The sequence below is a fragment of the Lentzea sp. NPDC003310 genome (assembly GCF_040610935.1).
Taxonomy (GTDB): domain Bacteria; phylum Actinomycetota; class Actinomycetes; order Mycobacteriales; family Pseudonocardiaceae; genus Lentzea.
Genome location: NZ_JBEXNC010000001.1, coordinates 192,399 through 214,676, shown reverse-complemented (window position 1 = coordinate 214,676; position 22,278 = coordinate 192,399). Strand labels below are relative to the sequence as shown.

At 71.3% G+C, this 22,278-nt stretch carries 26 protein-coding genes; 9 read left to right on the top strand and 17 right to left on the bottom strand.

Features of this window, described 5'->3' with window-relative positions:
• Window positions 1-14 precede the first annotated feature (14 nt).
• The 3 genes from ABZX02_RS01040 to ABZX02_RS01030 are packed head-to-tail and all read right to left on the bottom strand — an operon-like array spanning window position 15 to window position 3,002.
• Window positions 15-848 carry a carbohydrate ABC transporter permease gene (locus tag ABZX02_RS01040; protein ID WP_355294043.1) on the bottom strand — a complete coding sequence of 278 codons (834 nt, stop codon included), beginning with the start codon at window positions 846-848 and terminating at the stop codon, window positions 15-17.
• A complete protein-coding gene (locus tag ABZX02_RS01035) occupies window positions 845-1,711 on the bottom strand; it encodes a sugar ABC transporter permease (protein ID WP_355294042.1) in 867 nt (288 codons plus the stop codon). The genes ABZX02_RS01040 and ABZX02_RS01035 overlap by 4 nt, the downstream gene beginning before the upstream one ends.
• Before the next feature lies 1 nt (window position 1,712).
• A complete protein-coding gene (locus ABZX02_RS01030; protein WP_355294041.1) occupies window positions 1,713-3,002 on the bottom strand; it encodes an ABC transporter substrate-binding protein in 1,290 nt (429 codons plus the stop codon).
• A 243-nt stretch (window positions 3,003-3,245) separates the two neighbouring features.
• On the opposite strand from ABZX02_RS01030, the gene ABZX02_RS01025 reads away from it, so the two are divergent.
• Both ABZX02_RS01025 and ABZX02_RS01020 read left to right on the top strand, forming a co-directional pair.
• Window positions 3,246-3,641 (top strand): STAS domain-containing protein, encoded by a 396-nt coding sequence (locus ABZX02_RS01025; RefSeq protein ID WP_355294040.1) that lies wholly within the window; start codon window positions 3,246-3,248, stop codon window positions 3,639-3,641.
• Window positions 3,642-3,786: 145 nt separating this feature from the next.
• A complete protein-coding gene (locus ABZX02_RS01020; protein ID WP_355294039.1) occupies window positions 3,787-5,334 on the top strand; it encodes an ATP-binding protein in 1,548 nt (515 codons plus the stop codon).
• A gap of 118 nt (window positions 5,335-5,452) precedes the next feature.
• Here ABZX02_RS01020 and ABZX02_RS01015 read toward each other — a convergent pair whose 3' ends face one another.
• From ABZX02_RS01015 to ABZX02_RS01000, 4 genes are all read right to left on the bottom strand, one after another.
• Window positions 5,453-5,896, bottom strand: a complete 444-nt coding sequence (locus tag ABZX02_RS01015) for an ATP-binding protein (protein ID WP_355294038.1) — start codon at window positions 5,894-5,896, stop codon at window positions 5,453-5,455.
• A gap of 7 nt (window positions 5,897-5,903) precedes the next feature.
• On the bottom strand, window positions 5,904-6,206 hold the full coding sequence (locus tag ABZX02_RS01010) for a hypothetical protein (protein ID WP_355294037.1): 303 nt from the start codon (window positions 6,204-6,206) through the stop codon (window positions 5,904-5,906).
• Window positions 6,207-6,283: 77 nt separating this feature from the next.
• A complete protein-coding gene (locus ABZX02_RS01005) occupies window positions 6,284-6,964 on the bottom strand; it encodes a hypothetical protein (RefSeq protein WP_355294036.1) in 681 nt (226 codons plus the stop codon).
• Window positions 6,965-7,061: 97 nt separating this feature from the next.
• Window positions 7,062-7,592: a hypothetical protein gene (locus ABZX02_RS01000; RefSeq protein ID WP_355294035.1), complete on the bottom strand. Its 531-nt coding sequence runs from the start codon at window positions 7,590-7,592 to the stop codon at window positions 7,062-7,064.
• Window positions 7,593-7,785: 193 nt separating this feature from the next.
• Between ABZX02_RS01000 and ABZX02_RS00995 the strand changes: the two genes are divergently transcribed.
• A complete protein-coding gene (locus ABZX02_RS00995) occupies window positions 7,786-8,457 on the top strand; it encodes an AIM24 family protein (RefSeq protein ID WP_355294034.1) in 672 nt (223 codons plus the stop codon).
• A gap of 4 nt (window positions 8,458-8,461) precedes the next feature.
• Here ABZX02_RS00995 and ABZX02_RS00990 read toward each other — a convergent pair whose 3' ends face one another.
• Complete coding sequence (locus ABZX02_RS00990; RefSeq protein WP_355294033.1) at window positions 8,462-9,511, bottom strand: amidohydrolase family protein; 1,050 nt, start codon at window positions 9,509-9,511, stop codon at window positions 8,462-8,464.
• 65 nt (window positions 9,512-9,576) lie between these two features.
• Here ABZX02_RS00990 and ABZX02_RS00985 point away from each other — a divergent pair, with 65 nt between their 5' ends.
• Window positions 9,577-10,023: a MarR family transcriptional regulator gene (locus ABZX02_RS00985; RefSeq protein ID WP_355294032.1), complete on the top strand. Its 447-nt coding sequence runs from the start codon at window positions 9,577-9,579 to the stop codon at window positions 10,021-10,023.
• Here ABZX02_RS00985 and ABZX02_RS00980 read toward each other — a convergent pair.
• Both ABZX02_RS00980 and ABZX02_RS00975 read right to left on the bottom strand, forming a co-directional pair.
• Entirely contained in the window at window positions 10,016-11,836 is a 1,821-nt protein-coding gene (locus ABZX02_RS00980; protein WP_355294031.1) for a glycoside hydrolase family 76 protein, read from the bottom strand. The genes ABZX02_RS00985 and ABZX02_RS00980 overlap by 8 nt on opposite strands.
• 103 nt (window positions 11,837-11,939) lie before the next feature.
• A complete protein-coding gene (locus ABZX02_RS00975; protein ID WP_355294030.1) occupies window positions 11,940-12,146 on the bottom strand; it encodes a winged helix-turn-helix transcriptional regulator in 207 nt (68 codons plus the stop codon).
• Window positions 12,147-12,284: 138 nt separating this feature from the next.
• Here ABZX02_RS00975 and ABZX02_RS00970 point away from each other — a divergent pair, with 138 nt between their 5' ends.
• From ABZX02_RS00970 to ABZX02_RS00960, 3 genes are read left to right on the top strand one after another with little or no spacing between them, the layout of a single operon-like run.
• Window positions 12,285-12,461, top strand: coding sequence for a hypothetical protein (locus ABZX02_RS00970; RefSeq protein WP_355294029.1), 177 nt, complete (start codon window positions 12,285-12,287; stop codon window positions 12,459-12,461).
• Entirely contained in the window at window positions 12,422-12,964 is a 543-nt protein-coding gene (locus ABZX02_RS00965) for a SigE family RNA polymerase sigma factor (protein ID WP_355294028.1), read from the top strand. Before ABZX02_RS00970 ends, ABZX02_RS00965 begins: the two co-directional genes overlap by 40 nt.
• A complete protein-coding gene (locus ABZX02_RS00960) occupies window positions 12,964-13,245 on the top strand; it encodes a hypothetical protein (protein WP_355294027.1) in 282 nt (93 codons plus the stop codon). The genes ABZX02_RS00965 and ABZX02_RS00960 overlap by 1 nt, the downstream gene beginning before the upstream one ends.
• A gap of 39 nt (window positions 13,246-13,284) precedes the next feature.
• Here ABZX02_RS00960 and ABZX02_RS00955 read toward each other — a convergent pair whose 3' ends face one another.
• Window positions 13,285-15,186, bottom strand: coding sequence for a protein kinase (locus ABZX02_RS00955; RefSeq protein WP_355294026.1), 1,902 nt, complete (start codon window positions 15,184-15,186; stop codon window positions 13,285-13,287).
• 67 nt (window positions 15,187-15,253) lie between these two features.
• Window positions 15,254-15,688, bottom strand: coding sequence for a DUF6069 family protein (locus ABZX02_RS00950; protein ID WP_355294025.1), 435 nt, complete (start codon window positions 15,686-15,688; stop codon window positions 15,254-15,256).
• Window positions 15,689-15,794: 106 nt separating this feature from the next.
• Between ABZX02_RS00950 and ABZX02_RS00945 the strand changes: the two genes are divergently transcribed.
• Together ABZX02_RS00945 and ABZX02_RS00940 are read left to right on the top strand one after the other, a co-directional pair.
• Window positions 15,795-16,355 carry a helix-turn-helix domain-containing protein gene (locus ABZX02_RS00945; RefSeq protein WP_355294024.1) on the top strand — a complete coding sequence of 187 codons (561 nt, stop codon included), beginning with the start codon at window positions 15,795-15,797 and terminating at the stop codon, window positions 16,353-16,355.
• 213 nt (window positions 16,356-16,568) lie between these two features.
• Complete coding sequence (locus ABZX02_RS00940) at window positions 16,569-17,303, top strand: D-Ala-D-Ala carboxypeptidase family metallohydrolase (RefSeq protein ID WP_355294023.1); 735 nt, start codon at window positions 16,569-16,571, stop codon at window positions 17,301-17,303.
• On the opposite strand, the gene ABZX02_RS00935 is transcribed toward ABZX02_RS00940, so the two are convergent.
• The 5 genes from ABZX02_RS00935 to ABZX02_RS00915 all read right to left on the bottom strand — a co-directional run bounded on the left by ABZX02_RS00935 (window position 17,300) and on the right by ABZX02_RS00915 (window position 22,239).
• Complete coding sequence (locus ABZX02_RS00935) at window positions 17,300-17,584, bottom strand: LuxR C-terminal-related transcriptional regulator (protein ID WP_355294022.1); 285 nt, start codon at window positions 17,582-17,584, stop codon at window positions 17,300-17,302. The genes ABZX02_RS00940 and ABZX02_RS00935 overlap by 4 nt on opposite strands.
• A gap of 178 nt (window positions 17,585-17,762) precedes the next feature.
• Window positions 17,763-18,977: an ROK family transcriptional regulator gene (locus ABZX02_RS00930; RefSeq protein ID WP_355294021.1), complete on the bottom strand. Its 1,215-nt coding sequence runs from the start codon at window positions 18,975-18,977 to the stop codon at window positions 17,763-17,765.
• A gap of 38 nt (window positions 18,978-19,015) precedes the next feature.
• Entirely contained in the window at window positions 19,016-20,023 is a 1,008-nt protein-coding gene (locus tag ABZX02_RS00925) for a sugar phosphate isomerase/epimerase family protein (RefSeq protein WP_355294020.1), read from the bottom strand.
• A 15-nt stretch (window positions 20,024-20,038) separates the two neighbouring features.
• On the bottom strand, window positions 20,039-21,178 hold the full coding sequence (locus ABZX02_RS00920; protein WP_355294352.1) for a Gfo/Idh/MocA family oxidoreductase: 1,140 nt from the start codon (window positions 21,176-21,178) through the stop codon (window positions 20,039-20,041).
• A 32-nt stretch (window positions 21,179-21,210) separates the two neighbouring features.
• Window positions 21,211-22,239, bottom strand: a complete 1,029-nt coding sequence (locus ABZX02_RS00915; protein WP_355294019.1) for a substrate-binding domain-containing protein — start codon at window positions 22,237-22,239, stop codon at window positions 21,211-21,213.
• Window positions 22,240-22,278: the final 39 nt, after the last annotated feature.

Below are 22,278 nucleotides of genomic sequence, written 5' to 3'. Positions count from 1 at the left end.
GTCTCCTGAGCTGGTCACTTGACGGCTCCCGTGGTGAGGCCGCTGTAGATGAAGCGCTGCAACGCGAGAAAGACGATCAGGGTGGGGAGGATGACGAGCACCGTGCCCGCCGAGATGACCTCCCAGTGCGCGCCGTACGGGCCCTTGAACCGGAACAGCGCGGTCGAGATGGTGCCGAGCTTGTCCGAGGGCATGTACAGGAACGGGATGTAGAAGTCGTTGTAGATCGCGACGCCCTTGACGATCACGACGGTGGCGATCGCGGGCCGCAGCAACGGCAGCACGATCCGCCAGTAGATCGTCAGCGAGCCGGCGCCGTCGATCCGCGCCGCCTCGTCGAGCGCCACCGGGATCGAGCGCATGAACTGCAGGAACACGTACACCGCCACGATGTCCGTGCCGGTGTAGAGCAGGATCGGCGCCCACCTCGTGCCGTTGACGCCCAGGGCGCTCACCACTTGGTAGGTCGCGACCTGCGTCGTCACGCTCGGCACCAGCGTGGCCACCAGGAACAGCGCCATCACGAGCTTCTTGGCGCGGAACCGGAACCGGTCGACCGCGTACGCCGTCATCGAGCCGATCAGCACGGTGCCGGCGAGGGCGAAGACCAGGATGAACGTCGTGTTCCACAACGCGAGGGCCATCTTGCCGTCGGTGAACGCGATGGCGAAGTTGTCCAGGTTGAGCCAGTTCGCCGGCGCGGCCAGCGGGTTGCGGTTGGCACTCGCCTCCTCGCTGGTGCGCAACGACGTCAGCAGCACCGCGAGCAGCGGCAGGACCACCGCGACCGAGGCGAGCACCAGGCTGAGGTACTTGAGGAACGCGGCCAGCGCGTGCCGTGCGGTCACGAGTGCTCGACCCTCTCTTCGGGCACGAGCGTGCGCTGCAGCCAGGTCACCAGCAGCACGATCACCAGCAGCACGACCGCGGCCGCCGAGGCCAGGCCGACCTTGTTGAACGTGAAGGCCAGCTTGATCGCCTGGATGACGAACGTCTCGCTGTTGTTCGCTCCCCCGGTCATGACGAACGGGATCTCGAACACCGACAGCGCGCCGGACACCGCGAGGATCACGCACAGGCTGATGATCGGCTTGATGCTCGGCACGATCACGTGGCGGAACTGCTGCCACCGGCTGGCTCCGTCCAAAGTGGCCGCTTCGTGCAGGTGCGGCGGGATCGACTGGATGGCGCCCAGGAACAGCACCAGGGTCAGCCCGGTGTAGCGCCAGACCGACACCCCGGCGAGCGAGGTGTTGACGAGGTCCGGGTCGCCGAGCCACAGCCGCGGCTGCACGCCGAGGACCGCGAGCGCGGAGTCGAGCGTGCCGCCGGGCTGGAAGAAGTAGAGGAAGACGAACCCGATCGCGACGCCGTTGATCAGGTACGGGAAGAAGAAGATCCCCTTGAACACGTTCCCCAGCCGGGTGCCGAAGCTCAGCACCGTCGCGAGGTACAGCGCCAGCACCGTCTGCAGCAGGGCGCCCACGAGGTAGAAGAGGCTGACCGCGAAGACCTGGAAGAGCTGCGGCCGGGTGAACAGCTCGACGTAGTTCTCGGCGCCGACGAAGTCGCGGGAGCGGCTCAGGCCGTCCCAGTCCGTGAAGCTGTGCACCACCATGCTGACGACCGGCACGTAGGTGAACGCCACCAGGAACGCGAGCGGGACGAGCAGGTAGAGCCACGCCTGGCGCTGGGGCTGCGATCGGGACATGTCAGCCGATCTCGCCCTGCGCCTCGGCCCACCTCTTGTTGAGGTCGGCGAACACGCCCACGAGGTCTCCCGGCGCCGCTCCCCTGGCGACGTCGACGATCCGCTGCGGGTAGTCCTTGGCGCCCAGGCCGACCTCGGAGGCCTTGTCGATCTGGCTCACCAGGTTGTTCTTCGCCCAGCCGAGCCGCACCAGCTCGACCCCGGCGTCCTCGAACGGCTTGAGGCTCTCCGGCAGCGGCGAGCCCTTGACCGCCGAGATCGACAGCGACTGCTGGGCGTCACCCGACTTGCCGATGAACCAGTCGATCCACGCCCGCGCGGCCTCCTTCGCCTTGCTGTGCTTGTTGATCGCGTAGAGGTAGTCGGGCCGCACGGCCGCACAGAACTTCCCGCCGGTCTGGGCCGGGAACGGCATGAACCCGATGTCCTGCGGGTCACGGCCGGCCTTCGTCGCGGCGGCGCGCATCTGGACCACCGCCCACGACCCGAGCCACATGGTCGCGATCTCGCCGGTGGCGACAAGGTTCTTCGAGTTCTCCCAGTTCGTCGTGTTCGGGTCGGCCTCCGACAGTCCGTTGTGGACGATGTCGTGCAGCAGGGTGTCCACGACGTGGAGGTCCCTGCCCGGTCCCCACGGGTCCTTGGTCTCGGCCAGCTTGTCGTTGGCCGCGGCGTCGCAGCTCGGCGACCCGAGCGCGTTGCCCCAGGTGGTGAGCGGCCAGCCGTCCTTGTAGTTGGTGTAGTACGGGGTCGAGCCGGTCTTCGTCTTGATCGCCCGGAGCGCGTCGAGGAACTCCGCGGGGGTCTTCGGCCAGTCCGTGACGCCGGCCTGCCGCCAGACCGCCTTGTTGTAGACGAACCCGCCCGCAGTGCCGATGTTCGCGAGGCCGTAGACCTTGCCGTCCACCGTCGCGCGGTCGGTGAAGTCGTACTTCGCGGCGAGTTCGTCCGAGGTGCCCAGCGGGGCGAAGAACTGCGGGTACTGGTTGGAGTCGACCGAGCCGGGGATGAGGACGACGTCGCCGTAGTCCTCGCCGCTCATCCGGATCCGGACCTCGCCCTCGTAGTCGGTGAGGCCCTGGAACTCGACCTTCACGCCGGGGTAAACCTTCGCGAACTCGTCGGCGTACCGCTTCGTCGTGCCGTCCTGCACCTGGTCCGTCCGGTTGGTGAGGACCGTGATGGCCCCGGTGACCTTCGCGGGGTCGCCGGGGACCGCGACCACCGGCGCGTCCTCCGCTCCACCTCCACCGCAGGCGGAGAGAGCCAGCGCGAGAACGGTTCCGAGCACTGTCCTGCGTTTCGCCGTCACATCACCCTCCGAACTTAAGCGTTTTAGTTGCTTGACCGGCGCTTAACCTAGACGCAACAGGAACCGGTGTCTACAACGCTTTAGCTACGGAAGGAGCCGGACGTGGGCGCCGCACGGGTGCTTTTCGTCGTTTCACCGGCTAAGGTTCGAGGTGAGCAGTTGAGCGAAGCAGCTGCGTCCTTCAATCCCGAGCCGGATCCCGAGGGGCGAGGAGACTGCGCCGTGTTCACCACCTCCCACCTGCCGTTGCACGTCCAACGCGAAGTGTGCGTGCTCTCCGTGGTCGTGCGAGCGAGCGGAGACGTCGACCAGGACACCGTGGCCGCGCTGCACGACGAGCTGCGCGTCGCCTTCGCGGTCGCCACACCGCCGCACCCGGTGGTGGTGGACCTGTCCGAGGTCACCTTCTTCGGCTCCGCCGGCATCAACGAACTGCTGACCCACCACCGGCTCGCCGCCGCGTCGGGCATCCCCCTGCGGATCGTGGCCACCCACCGGATGGTGCTGCGGCCGCTCACGGCGGCGGGGCTGGGCGACGTCCTGGAGATCCACCCGGACGTCGAGCAGGCCCTGCGGCTCGCCCCGGCCGTCCCTCCCGCTCCTCGTCGCGCCCGCTGACCACCCTCCACAGTGGCCGGTCGCGCTCGGAGCGGGGGTCGCCGACCCCGCCCTCCTGCGTGGCCCGCGCCGTGGTGGTCCTACGATTGCGCGGCTCATCGTGTGGTGAACAGGGCGCTCGCGCGTCGTACCAGGGGAGGCTTCGATGCACGGGGGTCCGACCTCCCGCGCCGCCGCTGACGGACCTTCGCTGAAGCGGTGGTCGGTCTGGATCTCGGCGACGCTCGTCGTGGTGCTGCTCGCGGCCACCGCCGCCGTGCTGCTGGCGATCAGCGAGCTGTCCCAGGCCCGCTCGCGCCTGCTCGACGTGGTCGGCCCGGCCGTGGTCAGCGCGCAGCAGCTCGGCACGGACATCGTCGACCAGGAGAACGGCGTCCGCGGCTACGTGCTCAGTCGCAGCGACGACTTCCTGGAGCCGTACGAGAACGGGCTGGACCGGCAGGCGGCCGCCCGCGAGACGGTCACGGTGCTCGACACGCCGGAGGTGGCCGAGTACGTGCGAGCGCTCGACGCCGCGCTCACGAACTGGCGCACCGAGTACGCCGACCCGGTGATCGCCGCGGTCCGCACCGGCGCCCCCGTCCCGGACGAGGCGATCGGCAAGCGGCGCTTCGACGAGGTCCGCACGGCGCTGACGACGTTGCAGACCGAGCTCGCGGTGCAGCGCGCGAACGGCCGCGCCGCCCTCAACGACTCGGCGAGCCGGATGGCGGTCACCTGCGTGGTCGCCCTGGCGGTGCTGCTGGTCGCGGTCCTGGCCTGCGTGGCCGCACTGCTCTGGTACGTCGTGCGGCCGCTCACCCGGCTGCGCGCCCACGTCGACATGGTGGCGGGCGGCGACTTCGAGCACACGGTGGTCGCCGACGGCACGCAGGAGCTGCGGGCGCTGGGCCGCGACGTCGACTCGATGCGCACGCGGATCGTCGAGGAGCTCGACCACGCGAAGGAGCGCAACCGCGCCCTGGACGCCGCCACCGAGGAGCTGCGGCGGTCCAACGTGGAGCTGGAGCAGTTCGCTTACGTCGCCTCGCACGACCTGCAGGAACCGCTGCGCAAGGTCGCGAGCTTCTGCCAGCTGCTGGAGAAGCGCTACCGCGGTCAGCTCGACGACCGCGCCACCCAGTACATCGACTTCGCCGTGGACGGCGCGAAGCGGATGCAGCTGCTGATCAGCGACCTGCTCGCGTTCAGCAGGGTGGGCCGGATGCGGGACAAGCAGGTCGTCGTCCCCGCGGCCGACCTGGTCGACGAGGCACGCCACAACCTGGCCCAGGCCCTGGAGGAGTCCGGCGCCGAGGTCGAGGTGGGCGACCTGCCGGAGATCCGCGGCGAGGCCCGGCTGCTCGCCAGCGTGTTCCAGAACCTGATCGGCAACGCGGTGAAGTTCCACGGCGACGAGCCGCCGCACGTGCGGATCGACGCGGAGCCCGACGCCGACGGCATGTGGGTGTTCTCGGTGCGCGACAACGGCATCGGCATCGAGGAGCAGTACGCGGAACGGATCTTCGTCATCTTCCAGCGCCTGCACACCAAGGACCGGTACCCCGGCACCGGCATCGGGCTGTCCATGTGCCGCAAGATCGTGGAGCACCACGGCGGCCGCATCTGGCTCGACACGGAGGCGGGTGCGGGCACGACGATCCGCTTCACGCTGCCGCCCGCGAACGCGGACGTGCCGGTGCCGATCGGCTAGAACGCGAGGCCGGGGTGGCAAGCGCTGTGGCACGCCCGGCACGCGCTCAAGAGCCGCCACTCCCCTGCACGCCACCAGCCCACCACACGCCCCAACTCACCGAGCGCGGGCCACGTCCCTAGACCCCGGCGAGCCCGCACTCCCGCGCCACCAGCCCGCCCGTGCCACACCGGACCACCGCGAACACCGTCTTGCCGCCCCTCAGCCCGAGCCGCGCGCCCCAGGCGCTCGACAGCCCGGCGACGAGCGCCATCCCGTTCCCCCGGTGCCCGCCCAGCCGCGACCGCCCGCGCCTCGGCCGGACCGCGGACTGGTCGTCGACCTCCACGGTCACCCGGCACGGTCCGCCGCCGCGGAACAGCCGCAGGCGCCCCGCGCCGGTCGTGTGGTCGAGGACGTTGGCCGCCAGTTCGGTCACGACGAGCTGGACGTCGTAGCAGTGTTCGGCGCCGAGGCCGTCGAGGGCGCCGCGCACCCAGTCGCGCAGCGCCGGCAGGACGACCTGCCGCTCGATCGCCAGGTCGACGATCAGCGACTCGGGGCTCTCCGCCGCGAGGGTCACGGCCGGCTCAGGCGCGGGCCGCGACGAGGCGCAGGCCGCGCAGGTGGGACCGGGCCGCGATCAGCCTCGTGCGGGCGTCGGTCAGCTCGCCGTACTCGAGGTGCTCGTCCGCGGCGGCGACGTGCTCCAGCGCCTGCCGAGGGGCGCTCGCCGCCTTGGCGACGGCGGTGGCCAGGCAGCGGCGGGCGTGTTCCGACCGCACGGCCAGGTCTGCCCCGGACGTCGCCCGGATGGAGGCGAGGACGTCGCGGAGCGCGCTGTCGAACGAGCTGTGGTTCACAGTGGGGCCGCCTTCGGACAGTCGGGACACGGGGCGCCGACTGCTTGACGCCGATCCCGGCTACCCGCCCTCGATCTGATCAAACGAGCGGCGGGCCGGGCGATCCCTCACGAACAGGTGAAGAGCACGGGGCACGGGGCGTAGCTGAGCGCCGCCCTCGCCTCCGGCTGGAGCCCCTCGCCCGGGCCGGCCGCGCACCCGGACACCACGAGCAGGTCGGCCGGCGAGGACCAGGTCGCCGACCGCACCGGTTCGACGACGACGCCGGGACACGCGGAGCGCGCCAGGGCGACCGCCTCGTCCAGCGCGTCGCGGCTGCCGGGGTGCGGACGGCTCAGCAGGCGCAGCCGGGTGGACCGGCGCGCGCGGCAGAACGCGATCGCGCGCCGGAGCACTCCCCCGCTCCCCACCGGTCCGAGGACCGCCGTCACCACGCCGAGGTCCCGGGCGCCGGTGCCGCCGAGCACCACGACGTCCCGCAGGTCCCTCCCGGCCAGTGGCGGCACGGCCGACGCGGACTCCCGCGAGACCACGACCAGCGCGCCCTCCCAGCGCGCGGTCGGGTGGCCGTGTTCGACGTGGACGGACAACCCGGCGTGCTCGGCCGGCAGCGCCGCGACGGCCGCGTGTGCCGAGGCGTCGTGCTCCCCGGCGTGCACCACCAGTCCGACGCCGAGCGCCTCCGCGCACGAGGCGGCCCACCGCACTCCGGCGACGCCGCAGTCCCCCAGGTCCACCAGCACGCAGGTCGCCGTGATGCCGACGGGATCCGGCGCGAGGGCCGTCATCGCGGCACGCTCGCCAGGAGTTCGTTCATCGCCTGTCCTCTCACGGAGGGTCACCCGCGGGTGGCGCGCCGCAGATCTGCGCGCCACCCGCTGCGGATCAGCCCCGGCTCGTCTTCAGGTAGGCGATGTAGGTGTCCGCCGCCGCGCGGGCCCGTTCCCGCAACGCCTGCGGGTCCGTGCCCGCCGCGGCCTTGAGGCCCTCGCAGCTCGCCGCGAGGGCGTCCGGCCCGAGCACGCTCATGGCCGTGTCGGGCAGCTCGTCCTTCATGCACCGAGTGGCCCGCCCGACGGCGTCGGGGCTGCAGTAGTCCTCCGGCGAATAGCACTTCTCGGCCACGCGGTCGAGAACGGGTTTGCTGCGCGCGTAGATCAGTTCCATCCCGCCGAGCCCGGACACCGCCTGGGGCAGCACGACCTCGGTGAGCTGCTGCACGTCCTTGCGTTGAGCACCGGGTTCGAGCTGCGCGGCGCAGACGCGCGACATGAACTCCTCCCGCGAGATCTTCGTCAGCGTGCCGACGGTGTCGCTGAAGTTGCCGAGGCACGCGAGCGCGTTCGCGGCCGTGGGAGCGAGCACCAGCGGCACCGCCGCGCACAACGCCGCCAGCACAGTCGTCCTCGTCTTCATGTCGTCCTCCTGGGATCGCCGCGGTTCGGTCCACCTGCTGGTACCCCGGGCGCATGCGCGACACCACAAGGGTCGACCGCATCGGGTGAGGGCTCACGGGGAGTGACGCCGGGTCCTCTTCGGACGGTCCGCGACCCCGCCACCGCTCACCCCGGTGACACGGGCGGCGGTGATCGCCTGCATCATCTGCGTCATGCGCAGCTCACTGTTCAACCACGAGGAACGGTCCGTCGAGCCGGGAAGCTTCCAACTGCAGAACGAACGCATGCTGAAGGTGGACCTCACCGGCAGCGGCGGGTTCTTCTTCGCCAAGCAGGGGTCGATGGTCGCCTACCAGGGCGACGTCGACTTCGCCTACGAGGGCGCGGGCGGTCTCGGCAAGCTGTTCAAGAAGGCCTTCACGGGTGAAGGCATGTCGCTGATGAAGGTGTCGGGCAGCGGGGACGTGTTCCTCGCCCAGGACGCCGACGAGATCTTCGTGCTGTACCTGGAGGACGAGTCCGTCACCGTCAACGGCAAGAACGTGCTGGCGTTCGACAGCACGCTCAAGTGGGACATCAACCGCACCGAGGGCGCGTCGATGCTCAGCGGTGGCCTGTTCAACACCACGTTCACGGGCACCGGCGCGCTGGCCGTCACCGCCTACGGCACGCCGGTCGTGCTGAACGTGGACGTGCCCACGTTCGTCGACATGCAGTCCGCGGTGCTGTGGTCCACCTCGCTGCAGTCCTCGATCCGCAAGACGGCCAAGCTCGGCGCGGTCATCGGGCGCGGGTCGGGCGAGGCGTACCAGCTCGCCCTGCAGGGTCAGGGGATCGTCGTCGTGCAGGCCTCGGAGGGCCACCCGGTGCCGACCGCGCAGTAGGCGCTCAGCGGACCCGTTCGCCGGCGACCCAGACGCCGGCGACGGTCCGCGTGGCCGTGCCGTCGCCCTCGAGCAGGAGCAGGTCCGCCCGCTTGCCGGGCGCGACCTCGCCCCGGTCCGCCAGGCCGAACACCTTGGCGGGCAACGACGTCGCGGCCGCCAGTGCCTCCACCGGCGTCAGTCCGGCGGCGGTCAGCAGCTCCAGTTCCCGGTGCATCGACTCGCCGTGCCTCGGGGCGAACGGGGCACCGGGCGCCGAGTTGGCGTCGGTGCCGGCGAGCACGGGGACGCCGGCCGCGTGGAGCTTGGCGACCGTGTCGCGGGCGTGCTCGTAGCGGAAACCGGCCGCTCCGAACGCTTTCGCGGTGCCTTCCATCATCGTGAGCGTCGGCGACGACACCGTTCCCGCGTCCCGCATGCGGGCGGTGGTGTCATCGTCGAGCACGGCGTCGAGCGGCGCGTGGGTGATGACGTCGACACCGGCCCGCACGGCGACGCGGAACGCGCCCGTCGTGACGGCGTGCGCGACGACCAGCAACCCCTGTTCGTGTGCCTCCCGCACCAGGGCGTTCACGGTCGGCTGGTCCATCCCCTCCGGCGGCGCGGCCTCCGTGACGATCTTGAGGTAGTCGGCCCCGTCGGCGACGCGGCGGGCGACGAACGCCCGTGCCTCGCCTGGGTTCGTGACGACGCCCTCCGCGGGGAAGCCGGGCATCCCGGCGTGGTGACCGCCTGCCCCGACCGCTGGAATGGTGGCGCTCAGCACCTGGGCCACGCCCTTCTGCCGGCGCATCTCGTCGACGAACGCGACCGGCCACGCGCCCATGTCCAGACCGGTCGTGACGCCCCAGCGCGCGAGGCCCTCCAGGTCGGCGCGGCCGCGCACGACGTGCACGTGCGTGTCGATCAGGCCCGGCAGCAGCACGTGCCCGGTGCCGTCCACGACGGTGTCGGCCGTGCCGTCCGCCAGCACCAGGTCGCCGAACACCACCCGGCGCGGCCCGCTCACCGCTGAGCCGTCGAACACGCGCACGTTCTCGATCGCCGTCGTCATCGCGCCCTCCTCGCAGATACCTTTTACGAAAGCTATCACGAAAGGCATCCGGTAGAATCCAGAGCATGTCCTCGCTGTCCCTCGCGCAGCACGCCGTGCGGCTGCACACGGTGCTGGAACGCCCGATCGCCGAAGTGCTCAAGCAGCACGGGTTGTCCCGCGGCGAGCTCGACGTGCTGGGGGCGCTGGCCTCGGGCGGTGACGCGCGTCCTCAGGAGCTCTCGTCCCAGCTGCTGCTCACGACGGGCGGCCTCAGCAACATCCTGCGCCGACTGGAGAACGACGGGCACGTCACGCGCGAGGCGAGCCGCACCGACGCGCGCAGCAGCATCGTCCGCCTTACCGCACAAGGGGAAGAGGTCGCGTGGAAGACCGGCGCGGCCGTCACCGAGGTGATCGAACGCGCGCTCGCCGCCGTGGACCCGTCCGTCGTCGAGGCCGCCGACGACCACCTGCACCGCGTCCTCGTCGCGCTGGACGAGGACGACCCGGTGCACCGCACCTTCAGCTGATCACGGCGTTGAGCCCGCTCGCCTGCGTGCGCCAGTCGACCTGGTTGTTCGCGCCGCCGGCCCAGCGCTGGCCGATCCGGTTCAGCGCGTCGCGGTCCGCCGCCCAGACCGAGTCGGACTGCTGACGCGCGAACTGCTGGTACGCCACGGAGTTCGTTGCTTTGACCAGATCGTTGAGGTAGCGCAGGAAGATGCCCTTGAACTGCTTCTGGTTGTCGTCACAGGCGTTTGTGCCGGTGTCGCACGACTCTGTCAGCACGCCACCGCGCACGAGCACGGGGCTCGCGATCGCGGAGTCCGCGAGACGCCGGGCCGCGTCGAGGTACCTGCTGTCCCCGGTCGCCCGCCAGACCTCGGTGAAACCGCCGATTCCCAGGCCCTGGTTGTAGGTCCACACGGTCTGGCCGTTGTTGCGGCAGTCGCCGGTGAGCCCGTCGTTCACGAGCCCGGTGCCCCCGACCAGCCCACTGGCGAGGTACCAGTCCGCAGCGGTGCGGGCACGCTGCAGCCACGTCGTGTCGCCGGGCGTGCGGCAGTGGATCGACGCGGTGAGCCTGAGGTACTGGCCGTTCGTCACGGCGTTCTTGTACGTGCGCTCGCGATCCCACCAGACACCGCCGCCGCACGTGCGCGTGTCCCAGTACTGGTGCACGTACGACGCGATGGTGGTCGCCATGGCGAGATAGCGCTGATCGCCCGTGCGGTCGTAGGCGGCCACCCAGGCAAGACCCCACCACGCGCTGTCGTCGATCGACCGGCTGATGAAGTTCCCTTCGATCGGGTCCGTGCTCCGCTGCCCCGCCGGGAACGCGCCGCGGTTGACGTCGAAGGTCCGCGCGATCACCCAGTCGTACTCGCGCAGTCCGGAGTCCATCACGGCGGTGAGCGTCGTCGCCGAGTTCCACCAACTCGACGGCCACCACGCCGTAGAAGGGTTGTAGGAGTACATCAGCGCGTCGGCCGCGGCACGAGCTCTGCTCGGCACGGGCCGTGCCCACGCCGTGCAGCTGCCCTCCTGGTGCGCCGCCTCCCGCCCGCACGCACGCACCGCGCCACCGAAGTGCCGGCCACGCGGATCCCTGGTGGCGAACAGGTTCGTGCGCACCGAGGTCGCGCCCGCCGGTGTCGCGACCCGCCCCAGCGACGACCCGCCCGGCCAGCTCGCCCCGCCGTCCCACGACCGGTCGAGCCACACCTCGTCGCCCGGCCCGCCCGCCTCGACGCTCCCCCACGCCATCCCGTTCAGGTCGGTGTGCAGGCGGATGACGCGACCGTGCAACGTGGTCGGCGGCACGGGTTGCGCGTCACCGTTGGCCTGCCCCGCACCGGTCCGGTCGCACAGCACGTCGCAGACCGTCGGGTAGATCCAGTCCGTGCACGTCACACCCGCCGCGTCGCCGCACGCGCGGATCAGGCCGCGCCGGTGCTGAACGGGGTCGGTGACGTTGTACATCAACGTCCTCGTGCCGGTCCACGTGCCGGGGATGCTCGCCCGCCCCAGCAGCCCCTCCCAGCTCGTGCCGCCGTCCCAGGACCGGTCGAGCCACACCGAGTCGCCGGCGACGCCGTCGTCGATGCTGCCCCACGCCATGCCGTCGCGGTCGGACACGTGCAGCACGAGCCGGCGGCCGTTGATCCGCTTCTCCGGCACCGGGAAGGTCTCCTGGGCGGCCTTCGACGGGTCGAGGGTGTCGCAGGACAGCACGCATACGGCGGCGGCGACCAGCGGCGCGGTGCTGTGTGGCGGACTGCTGGGCGGTGCCTGGGAAAGCGGAGCCAGTGCCACCAGGACGGCCACGACGAAGTTCAGCACCCCGACCACACTCCCCGCATCCGTGGGAACGCTCTCATGGTCTTGGGGTGGCGGGACGCGGGTCAACGGCGTGACCGGTTCTTGTCCCGGACAAGAACTCCGGTCAGGCGATGGAGGCCGCGCAGCTCATGGCCGCCGTCGGCGCCGCATCCCCGTGCGTGCGCAGCAGATGCGCCTCTCCCCACACCCGCACCGTCTCCCCGTACGGCGTGAGCCGGTAGATCACGGGCGCCGGCACCGGCCCGGTCTCCACCCGCTCGACGAGCCCGTCCGCCTCCAGCTCGCGCAGCTCCGGGGACGGCGGCGTCACCTGGGAGACGAACTGGGTCGCGGTCGACCGCCGCGCCGGGGCGTGATCCGGGACACGAGGGCAACCAAAACGGCCTCCGATCGCATGGGTAGGGGTGAGGGCACCTGACGGGTGCCCCTGACCCGGTGGAGAGTCGCGGTGCGCAGAGGACGGTTGATCGCGGCAGCTGTGTTCGCGCTGGCTGTCGCGGGCATCGCGGTCCCCACCCTCACCCTCGTGGACGTGCGGCGGCCGCCCGAGCAGCGGCCGACGGTGGTCCGGACCGACGACATGACGTGGCGGAGCACGCCCTCCTCGACGCCGGGCCGCCCGTGACGGCACCGGGCTGGGAAGCCGAGTTCACGCGCGTCTACGACCGGTGCGTCGACTCGATGCGCTTCACCGCGTTCCTCATGTGCGGCAACTGGCACGAGGCCGAGGACGTGCTGCAGTCGGCGTTCCTCAAGCTGTACCTGGCCCAGCCGGACATCACCGACGGCATCGAGGCGTACCTGCACCAGATCGTTGTGCGGACCTTCATCGCCGAACGGCGGCGGGTGCGCTGGCGCCGCGAGAAGCTGACCGACGCGCCGCCCGAGAGCCTGGTCGTCACGCCCGGCGCGGAGGACGGGCTCGTGGTGTGGGAGGCGTTGTCGACGATGCCCGCACGCCAGCGCGCGGTGCTGGTGCTGCGCTACTGGAACGACATGAGCGTGGAGGACGTCGCCGCCGCGCTGAAGTGCTCGACCGGCACGGTGAAGTCGCAGAGCAGCAAGGGGCTGGAGACGTTGCGGCGCAGGCTGGGACCGGAGTTCGACCGGTCGGGGCTGGAGGCGTGATGGACCACGAGGACACCCTGCGGGACACCTTCTCCTTGCTGGGAGGGGAGGTCGCGCCACCGAACGGCAACTCGGCCGCAGGGGTGATCAGGCGCGGCCGGGCCGTGCGGTCGCGCCGGCGCACGGCCGCGGTGATCGGCAGTGCCCTCGCCACGGCCGCGGTCGCCGCGCTGGCACTGGTGCTCCTGCCCGATCCACCGTCCACACCGGACCCTGGCCCGCCGCTGCCGTCCACCACTGTGCTCACGACGCCGAGCGGCGGACCTTCCACCACGCGGTGACCAAGGCCTGTGTCGAGGTCCGGGTCCGCGACACAGGCCCTAGTAGGCCGAGAGGATCTGGTGGTTCCACCACAGGTCGAGCTTGTCGAGGACGTCGATGTTGCCCTGCTTCTTGAGCGTGCCGATCATGAGGGTCTTGCTGTCCACCCACCACACCTGCGCGGTGTCGCCGTCGAGGAAGCACGTCGTGAACTCGTTGGGCAGCGGCCCGGACACGTCGCGGTAGAACAGCGCGTAGTGGATCGGGTCGGACTTGGGCCGGCACCCGCCGCGGTCGTCCATCCGCGGGATGCCCCGGCTCGTGACCACGGCCTGGAAGTACGCGTTCTGCGCGGCGGCGTCGGCGAACAGGCGGAACTCGGCCTCGGTCGGCGGCGGGGCGAACGGGTCGTCGGCGTTCGCGGTGGTGCAGCGGGCCATGGCGACGGTGCCGTTCTCCGCCTTGACGGGCTTGCAGGAGTTGGCGGTCCGGTAGACGGCCGGGATGGCCGCCTGCAACGTGTCGTCCTGCGGCGTCCGGGTCGTCGTGGTGGTCGTCGGCGTGGTGGTGGTGACGGTGGTGGAACTCGTGCTGCTCGTGGACGAGGTGGTCGTGGTGCCCTGGCCACCGATGATCTTGTCCTTGTTGGCGACGATCAGCGAGGTCACGACGATGCCGAGCACGAGCGCGAGGGCGCCGACGACCATGCCCGCCCGCTTCGTGCGACTGGCAGAGGCCGGGTGGTGGGGGCTCTGGAACGGGGGTGACGTGGGCGGGCCGAGGGGCGCCGTCGGGTGGTGGTAGCGGGGCTGCGGTTGAGGTTGGGCGACGGGCAGCGGGAGGCCGTGTGCCGGACTCGGGTGCTGCGGCCACGTGGTGTGGGCCGCGTGGCCGCCGGGAGGTGTGGCGGGGCCGGGCTGCCCGGCGGGAGTGGGCTGGGACGCCGGACCGGACTGGACGGCCCCCGCGCCGACAGGTCCACCGGCGGGCGGCGTCACGGGTCCCGCCGAAGCCACGCCCGCACCGGGTCCGGCCGGAGCCACGCCCGCACCGGCACCTGCTCCCGCCGAACCAGCGGGCGACGCCAGCGCCTCCGCCGCCGCCCGTGCCAGCTCCCCCGCCGTCGCGTACCGGTCGGCCGGGTCCTTGGCCATGCCCTTCGCGATCACCGCGTCCAACGCCTGCGGCACGGCCGGGTTCAGCGGTGACGCCTTCGGCGGTTCCTCCTTCATGTGCGCCCAGATCTGGGCCGCCGTGCCGTCCGCCGTGAACGGCCGCCGCCCCGACAGGCAGGCGAACAGCACGCACGCCAGCGCGTACACGTCGGCCCGGCCGTCCACCGGCCCGCTCTCGAAGCGTTCCGGGGCCATGTAGTCGAGGGTGCCGACGACGGAACCGGAGGCGGTCAGGGCCGTGGCCGCCGGGGACGAGCTGCGGGCGATGCCGAAGTCCACCAGGTAGACGAAGTCGCCGGAGGTCACGAGGACGTTCGACGGCTTCACGTCGCGGTGCACGAGGCCGTCGGCGTGGGCGGCGTCGAGCGCGCTCGCGACCTGGTCGACGATCCGCACGGCCCGCGCGGGGTCGAGGAAGCCCTCCCGGATCAGGTCCGAGAGGTCGGCGCCCTCGACGAGCCGCATGTCGAGGTAGAGGCGGCCGTCGATCTCGCCGTAGGCGTGGATCGGGATGACGTGCGGCTCGCGCAGCCGTGCCACGATCTGCGCCTCGCGGCGGAAGCGGGCGCGGTAGTCCTCGTCGTCGTGGTAGCCGGGCGAGAGCCTCTTGAGCGCCACGAACCTGTCGTGCGCCGTGTCGTAGGCCCGGTGCACCTCGCCCATCCCGCCGCGACCGAGGAGCTCCTCGATCCGGTACGGCCCGAACGTCTCTTCCGTCATCGTCCCCGTGTTCCCGAGCGTGTGGTCCCGTTCGAGTCGACGCGCGCCGGCCGCCACGCGTTCCACCGGACAGCAGCCTACGAAATCCGCTGACCGGACGGTGCGAGGACCGGCATCTCGGGACCGTCGTCGCTCAGCGGGGGCCGAGCGGCAGCACCCTCGACAGGACGGGCACGGTGGCCGCGGCGACGATGGTGTGCATGAGGATCAGCGCGATCGAGTTCACCGGCGCGGCGCCTCCCGCGAGGATGCCCAGGTCCGGGATCCACGAGACCACGACCACGGCGGGGACCAGCACGCGCAGCACCTTGCGCGGGTCGCGGGCGAACCGGCGCACGAGGTACCAGCCGAGCGTGCCGAGCAGGATGCCGAGCACGGTGGCGGGCGCGTACTCGGCGAACGCGAGACCCATCCGCTCGGTGCCCTCGGGCACGAACCTGCCCGCGACCAGGGCGATCAGCGCGTTGACGGCGATCGAGACCACGGCCGCGCCGAGCAGGCCGACGACGACCTCGCCGGCGCTGGGCGCGAGAACGGAGGAACGAGCCGGGAAGCTGGTGTCGGCCATGAGCCCTGTCCTTAGGTAGGCTGAATTGCAAGCGGTCACTTGCATTCAAGGTAGCCATCCGGCCACGCTGATGCAAGTGCTCACTTGCATACATCGAGGAGGGTGCGTGGCCGGCCGGGTGACCGACGAGACGGTGTTCGACGCGGCGCTGGCGGTGATCGCCGACCAGGGCTACGAGCGCGCGACCACCCGCGCCATCGCGGACGCCGCCGGGATCAACGAGGCGACGCTGTTCCGCCGGTTCACGTCCAAGCAGAACCTGCTGCGGCTCGCGGTGCGCGCCAACTTCGCCGGGTTCGCGCTCGACCTCGACGCGCCGAGCGACGACGTGGAAGCCGACCTGATCACGATCCTGAGCTACTACACGCACCTGTACGAGACGCGCGGCGGCGTGGTGATGACCTTGATGCGGGAGGCGAAGTTCAGCCCCGAGGTCGCCGCGGTGCTCACCGAGCCGGAGAAGCTGCTGGAGCGCGTCGACGAGGTGGTCCTGCACCACCAGCGGCGGGGCGCGCTCGTCACCGAACCGCCGCGGCACACGTTCTTCGCGCTGGTCGGGCCGGTGATGATGCGGTCGATCGCGCGCCGGGTCGACCAGCGGGCCACGCAGGCGCCGGCCGACCCGAAGGCCGTCGTGCGCCGGTTCCTCGACGGCCACCGCCCCTGAACCCGAAGGGGCGGAAGCGGGCCAGAGCCAGCCGCTGTTCTCCGCGTCCAGGAGCAGTCCACTCCGGAGCCTTTGCGCTCAGGCGGTTTGTCCCGACGGCTGTTCGGGTGGTTTCTCCTCGGCGAACTCGATGTTCATTTGGTTGCTCGTTGACACGCCCCGCGGGCACTCGGCAGGCTGCACCGTCCCTGTGATCGAAAGGTGCCGCTCGTCATGAAAATCCGTTTCGTCTTACCGGCCCTCGCCCTGCTCGCCACCGCGTTCGCCACCCCTGCCGCGGCCGCCGCGGAGCCCATCTCGGCCGCCGACGCCTGCTACACGTGGGGCCGCACCCTGTCGCAGGGCGCGTCGGGCGAGGACGTGCGCCAGCTGCAGATCCGGGTCGCGGGCTACCCCGGCTACGGCGCGGTGCTCGGCATCGACGGCCAGTTCGGCCCGGCCACGAAGGCGGCCGTGACCCGCTTCCAGCAGGCCTACGGCCTCGGCGCCGACGGCATCGCGGGCTCCGCGACGTTCTCGAAGCTCTACGCCCTGCAGGACAACGACTGCACGCCGGTCAACTTCTCCTACGACGAGCTGAACAACTGCAACTCGGACTGGTCGGGCGGCAACGTCTCGGCGGCCACCGCGCGCGCCAACGCGTTGGTGTCCATGTGGAAGCTGCAGGCCATGCGGCACGCGATGGGCGACCGCCCGATCGACGTCAACGGCGGCTTCCGCAGCGTCTCGTGCAACAACGCGGTCGGCGGCGCCGCCGGCAGCCGGCACCTCTACGGCGACGCGGTCGACCTGGGCGCGGGCGCGCAGGGCTTCTGCAACCTCGCGCGGCAGGCGCGCAACCACGGCTTCAACGAGATCCTCGGCCCGGGCTACACCGGCCACAACGACCACGTGCACGTCGCGCACAAGTCGAGCCGGTTCTGGTCGGCGCCGAGCTGCGGCATCTAGGCCGGCTGGTCCTCCACGGCCTGCACGGGCGGGCTCGCCGCGAGCCACTCGAGCTCCGCGGCGAGCACGCCGAGCTGGAACCTCGACTGGACCCCGAGCAACGACTGCAGGCGCGCGATGCGCCGGTTCAGCGTGCGCAGGCTGACGTCGAGCTCTCGTGCGATCGCGCGGTCGGTCGCGCCGGTGCGCATGAGCCGCAGCAGGCGCTGGGTCGCCACCGTGGGCTCCTGGCTCACCGGCAGGTGGGTGACCACCCCCGGTGTTACGCGGGTCACAGCCATGTGGCGACTCTATGTCGGACTATTGGCGGCAGTCAATCAAAAGTCGGCGGTTTTCTGTCAGATGGCAGCTATCTTCAGGTTGAGGACCGCCATTAGAGTGGTCGGACATGCCGAGAGGCGGGCGCATGTCAGGGATGCGCCCGCCTCTCGGCGTGCAGAGTCCATGCGAGAAGAACGCCTACGTAGCGTGCGACGAGAGCTGCATCTCCGACGCCGCGGCCACCTCACCCAGCCGCGCGTCCAGCACCTCCGGCGACAGCACGTGCCGCACCACCATCGCCGCCGCCCCCAGCGCCCCGGCGGTCACCCCGGCCGTGGACGCCACGATCCGCAGGTTCTCCGTGGCCAGCGGCAACGACCGCCGGTAGATCGACTCGCGCACCCCCGCCAGCAGCATCTCCCCCGCCTCCGCCAGCAGGCCCCCGATCACCACGAGCGACGGGTTGAACATCGAGACGCACCCCGCGAGCACCTCGCCGATGTCCCGGCCGGCCTGCCGCACCACGCGCCCGGCCTCCAGGTTGCCGGCGCGGACGAGGTTGACCACGTCCGCCGTCGAGTGCGCCGGGTGTCCCAGCTCGCGCAGCCGGGCGGCCAGCGCGGGGCCCGCGGCCACGGCTTCGAGGCACTCGGTGTTGCCGCACCGACACAGCGCCGAGCCGCCGTCGGGCACGCGGATGTGCCCGAGGTCGCCGGCCGCGCCCGCCGCGCCCCGGTGCAGGACGCCGTTGCTGATCAGGCCCGCGCCGATGCCGGTGGCAGCCTTGACGACGATCATGTGCGCCACGTCGGGGTGGGCGGCGGTGTGCTCGCCCAGGGCCATGAGGTTGACCTCGTTGTCCACCAGGACCGGCACGTCGAACTCCGCCGCGATCGCCGCCGGGACGTCGACGCCGTCCCAGCCCGGCATGATCGGCGGGTTGTTCGGGCGGCCCGTGGAGTGCTCGACCGGACCAGGCAGGCCGATGCCGACGCCCGCGATCTCGCGGGTGGCGAGGCCGGTGAGCTGCGCGCGCCAGGTCGCCACCAGCAGCGGGAGGATGACCGACGGGCCGTCGGCCACGTCCATCGCCACCTCCTCCACGGCGAGCAGGCGGCAGGACAGGTCGGAGATGGCGACCATGGCGTGGGTGGCGCCCACCTCGGCCGCGAGCACGACGGACGCGGCCGGGTTGAAGCCGAAGCGGCCCGCCGGGCGGCCGCCGGTCGACTCGCCCGTGCCGCTGTCGCTGACCAGGCCCGCCGCGACCAGCAGGTCGAGGCGGGCGCGCACGGTGGATCGGGCGAGGCCGGTCGCGGCCACGATCTCCGCTCGGGTGCGCGGGCTGCCGTCCATCAGCATGCGCAGCACTGCGGCAGGCGAACCCGCTTCTACACCCAAGGTGCTCTCCATCGAACAATTGTCACATCGGAACCGGGAGGCGGTCGGGATCAGCCCCCGGAGCTGAACGCCGCGTCGAACGAGGCCGAGGGCGGGTCGAAGGCGTTGCGGCGGATGAACTCCAGCGCCTCCGGGGCGCCGACGAGCCGGTCCATGCCGGCGTCCTCCCACTCCACGCTGATCGGGCCCGCGTAGCCGATCGTGTTGAGCATCCGGAACGACTGCTCCCACGGCACGTCGCCACGGCCCGTGGAGACGAAGTCCCAGCCCCGCCGCGGGTCCGCCCACGCGAGGTGCGAGCCCATCCGCCCGTTGCGGCCGTTGCCGACCTGGCGGCGGGCGTCCTTGCAGTCGACGTGGTAGATCCGGTCGCGGAAGTCCCACAGGAACCCGACCGGGTCGAGGTCCTGCCAGACGAAGTGCGACGGGTCCCAGTTGAGGCCGAACGCCGGCCGGTGCCCGATGGCCTCCAACGCGCGCACGGTCGTCCAGTAGTCGTACGCGATCTCCGACGGGTGGACCTCGTGCGCGAACCGGACGCCGACCTCGTCGAACACGTCGAGGATCGGGTTCCAGCGGTCGGCGAAGTCCTGGTAGCCCGCGTCGATCATCGACTGGGGCGCCGGCGGGAACATCGCGACGGTCTTCCAGATCGACGACCCCGTGAAGCCCACGACCGTGTCGACGCCGAGCTTCGCTGCGGCCCGCGCGGTCATCTTCATCTCCTCGGCCGCGCGCCGCCGCACACCCTCGGGGTCGCCGTCGCCCCAGTTGCGGGCGGATAGGATGCCCTGGTGCCGCTCGTCGATCGGGTCGTCGCAGACGGCCTGGCCGGTGAGGTGGTTGGAGATCGTCCACACCTTCAGGTCGTGCTTCGCGAGGATCTCGAGCCGCTCGGCGACGTAGGAGTCGTCCTCGGCCGCGCGCCACGGGTCGAGGTGGTCGCCCCAGCAGGCGATCTCCAGGCCGTCGTAGCCCCAGCCCGAGGCGAGCCGGCAGACCTCCTCGAACGGCAGGTCGGCCCACTGGCCGGTGAACAACGTGATCGGACGTGCCATCTCGACGATCCTCCCTCAGACCTGCTGCCACGTACCGGACGTCGCGCTCGCCTCGACGGCGGCGAGCACCCGCTGCACCCGCAGTCCGTCGGCGAACGTCGGCTCCGGGTCCACCCCCGCCGCCACCGCCCGCACGAAGTCCACGGCCTGGTGCGTGAACCCGTGCTCGTACCCGAGCCCGTGCCCGGCGGGCCACCAGGCGCCGACGTACGGGTGCTCCGGTTCGGTGACGATGATCCGGCGGAACCCGGCGACGGACGAGTCCTCGGTGCCGTCGAAGAACTCCAGCACGTTCATGTCCTCGAAGTCGAACGCCAGGCTGCCCGCGGAGCCGTTGATCTCGATGCGCAGCGCGTTCTTGCGGCCGTTCGCGAACCTGGTCGCCTCGAACGAGCCCAGCGCGCCGCTGTCGAACCGCGCCAGGAACAGCGCGGCGTCGTCCACGGTGACGGGACCGGTCTGTCCGGTGGCGGCGGTACCGGACAGACCGGAGTGCGCGGAGGCGAGCGGGCGCTCGGGCACGAACGTCACGAGCGTGCCCATCACCTCGCTGATCGTGTCACCGAGGATGAACTGGGTGGCGTCGACGATGTGCGCGCCGATGTCGCCCAGCGCGCCCGAGCCCGCCTTCTCCTTGTCGAGCCGCCAGGACAGCGGCGCCTCCGGGTCCACGATCCAGTCCTGCAGGTACTGGGCGCGCACGTGGTGGATCCGCCCGAGCCTGCCCTGGGCGACCAGGTCGCGCGCCAGGCCCAGCGCGGGCACCCGGCGGTAGGTGAAGCCGACCATCGCGCGCACGCCGCGCTGCGCCGCGCGGGAGGCCGCCTCCGCCATGGCGACGGCCTCGTCGACGGTGTTGGCCATCGGCTTCTCGCACAGCACGTGCTTGCCCGCGTCGAGCGCGGCGATCGCGATCTCGGCGTGCGTGTCGCCCGGTGTGCAGATGTCCACGACGTGCACGTCGTCGCGGTCCAGCACGGACTTCCAGTCGGTCGTCGACTCCGCCCAGCCGAGCTTCTCGGCGGCCGCGCCGGTGCGGTCGGCGTCGCGGCCCGCGAGCACGGACATCACCGGCCGCACCGGCAGGTCGAAGAAGCGCGGCGCGACCCGCCACGCCTGGGAGTGCGCGGCTCCCATGAAGGCGTGGCCGATCATCGCGATGCCCAGTTCAGTCACCGTGTGTCCTCTCAGGACTCGAAAGCGGTCGGCAGGTAGCGGTCGACGTTGTCCTTGGTGACGACCGGCGCGTACAGCTGGACCTCGCGCGGGACCTCGACCTCGACCAGGTCGCCCAGTGCCTTGCCCTGCACGGCGAGCCGCGCGAGGCGGATGCCGTCGGCGCCCTGGGTGGACGGGTAGATCACGGTCGCCTTGTGCGGGCCGTTGTCCGCCTTGATCTCGCGCATGACGTTGGCCGAGCCGGCACCGCCGACCATGAAGAACTCGCTGCGGCCGGAGTTCTTGATCGCGGCGGTGACGCCGACGCCCTGGTCGTCGTCGTGGTTCCAGATGGCGTCGATCTTGCGGGCGGCCTGCAGCAGGTTCGCCGCGGCCTTCTCGCCGGACTCCACGGTGAACTCGGCCGCGACGCGGTTGCTGACCTTCAGGCCGCAGCCCTGCAGCGCGTCCGCGAAGCCCTTGCTGCGGTCCTGGGTCAGCGGCAGCGAGTCGATGCCGGCGATCTCCGCGACCACGGCGTCGGTCTTGCCGTTGAGCTTCTGGCAGACGTACGTGCCGGCCGAGACGCCCATGCCGTAGTTGTCGCCCAGCACCGTGGAGCGGGCGGCGAACGGGCTGTCGAACTCGCGGTCGACGTTGATCACCGTGATGCCGGCCTTCATCGCCTTGAGCGCGACCGGGGTGAGCGCCGCGCCGTCGAACGGCAGCAGGACGATCGCGTCCACCTTGTCGTTGATGAAGGTCTCGACCTGGCTGATCTGGAGGTTGGGGTCGTTGGTGCCCTCGACGACGCGCAGCTCGACGTCGGAGTACTTGCCGGCCTCCTTCTTCGCCGCGTCGGTGATCGCGGCCATCCAGCCGTGGTCGGCGGCCGGGGCGGAGAAGCCGATGACGACCTTCTTGCCCGGTTCGTCGTTGGCGACCTTCACCCCGCCGCCCTGGTTGCCTCCGCCCTGGGGCTCGGGCGTGTTGCCGGTGCAGGCGGTGAGCGTCAGTGCTGACGCAGCGACGAGAACGGAGATTCTCTTGAAGCGCATGGGTTTCTGCTCTCCTAGGGTGGCGGCGGTCGGGAACGC

Coding starts and splice junctions, on each gene's coding strand:
- ABZX02_RS00985 (WP_355294032.1), top strand. CDS start 9,577: ATGTCCTCGCTGTCCCTCGCGCAGCACGCCGTGCGGCTGCACACGGTG.
- ABZX02_RS00995 (WP_355294034.1), top strand. CDS start 7,786: ATGCGCAGCTCACTGTTCAACCACGAGGAACGGTCCGTCGAGCCGGGA.
- ABZX02_RS00925 (WP_355294020.1), bottom strand. CDS start 20,023: ATGGCACGTCCGATCACGTTGTTCACCGGCCAGTGGGCCGACCTGCCG.
- ABZX02_RS00940 (WP_355294023.1), top strand. CDS start 16,569: ATGAAAATCCGTTTCGTCTTACCGGCCCTCGCCCTGCTCGCCACCGCG.
- ABZX02_RS00920 (WP_355294352.1), bottom strand. CDS start 21,178: ATGATCGGCCACGCCTTCATGGGAGCCGCGCACTCCCAGGCGTGGCGG.
- ABZX02_RS01020 (WP_355294039.1), top strand. CDS start 3,787: ATGCACGGGGGTCCGACCTCCCGCGCCGCCGCTGACGGACCTTCGCTG.
- ABZX02_RS01000 (WP_355294035.1), bottom strand. CDS start 7,592: ATGAAGACGAGGACGACTGTGCTGGCGGCGTTGTGCGCGGCGGTGCCG.
- ABZX02_RS00950 (WP_355294025.1), bottom strand. CDS start 15,688: ATGGCCGACACCAGCTTCCCGGCTCGTTCCTCCGTTCTCGCGCCCAGC.
- ABZX02_RS00915 (WP_355294019.1), bottom strand. CDS start 22,239: ATGCGCTTCAAGAGAATCTCCGTTCTCGTCGCTGCGTCAGCACTGACG.
- ABZX02_RS00930 (WP_355294021.1), bottom strand. CDS start 18,977: ATGGAGAGCACCTTGGGTGTAGAAGCGGGTTCGCCTGCCGCAGTGCTG.
- ABZX02_RS01035 (WP_355294042.1), bottom strand. CDS start 1,711: ATGTCCCGATCGCAGCCCCAGCGCCAGGCGTGGCTCTACCTGCTCGTC.
- ABZX02_RS01005 (WP_355294036.1), bottom strand. CDS start 6,964: ATGACGGCCCTCGCGCCGGATCCCGTCGGCATCACGGCGACCTGCGTG.
- ABZX02_RS00935 (WP_355294022.1), bottom strand. CDS start 17,584: ATGGCTGTGACCCGCGTAACACCGGGGGTGGTCACCCACCTGCCGGTG.
- ABZX02_RS00990 (WP_355294033.1), bottom strand. CDS start 9,511: ATGACGACGGCGATCGAGAACGTGCGCGTGTTCGACGGCTCAGCGGTG.
- ABZX02_RS00960 (WP_355294027.1), top strand. CDS start 12,964: ATGGACCACGAGGACACCCTGCGGGACACCTTCTCCTTGCTGGGAGGG.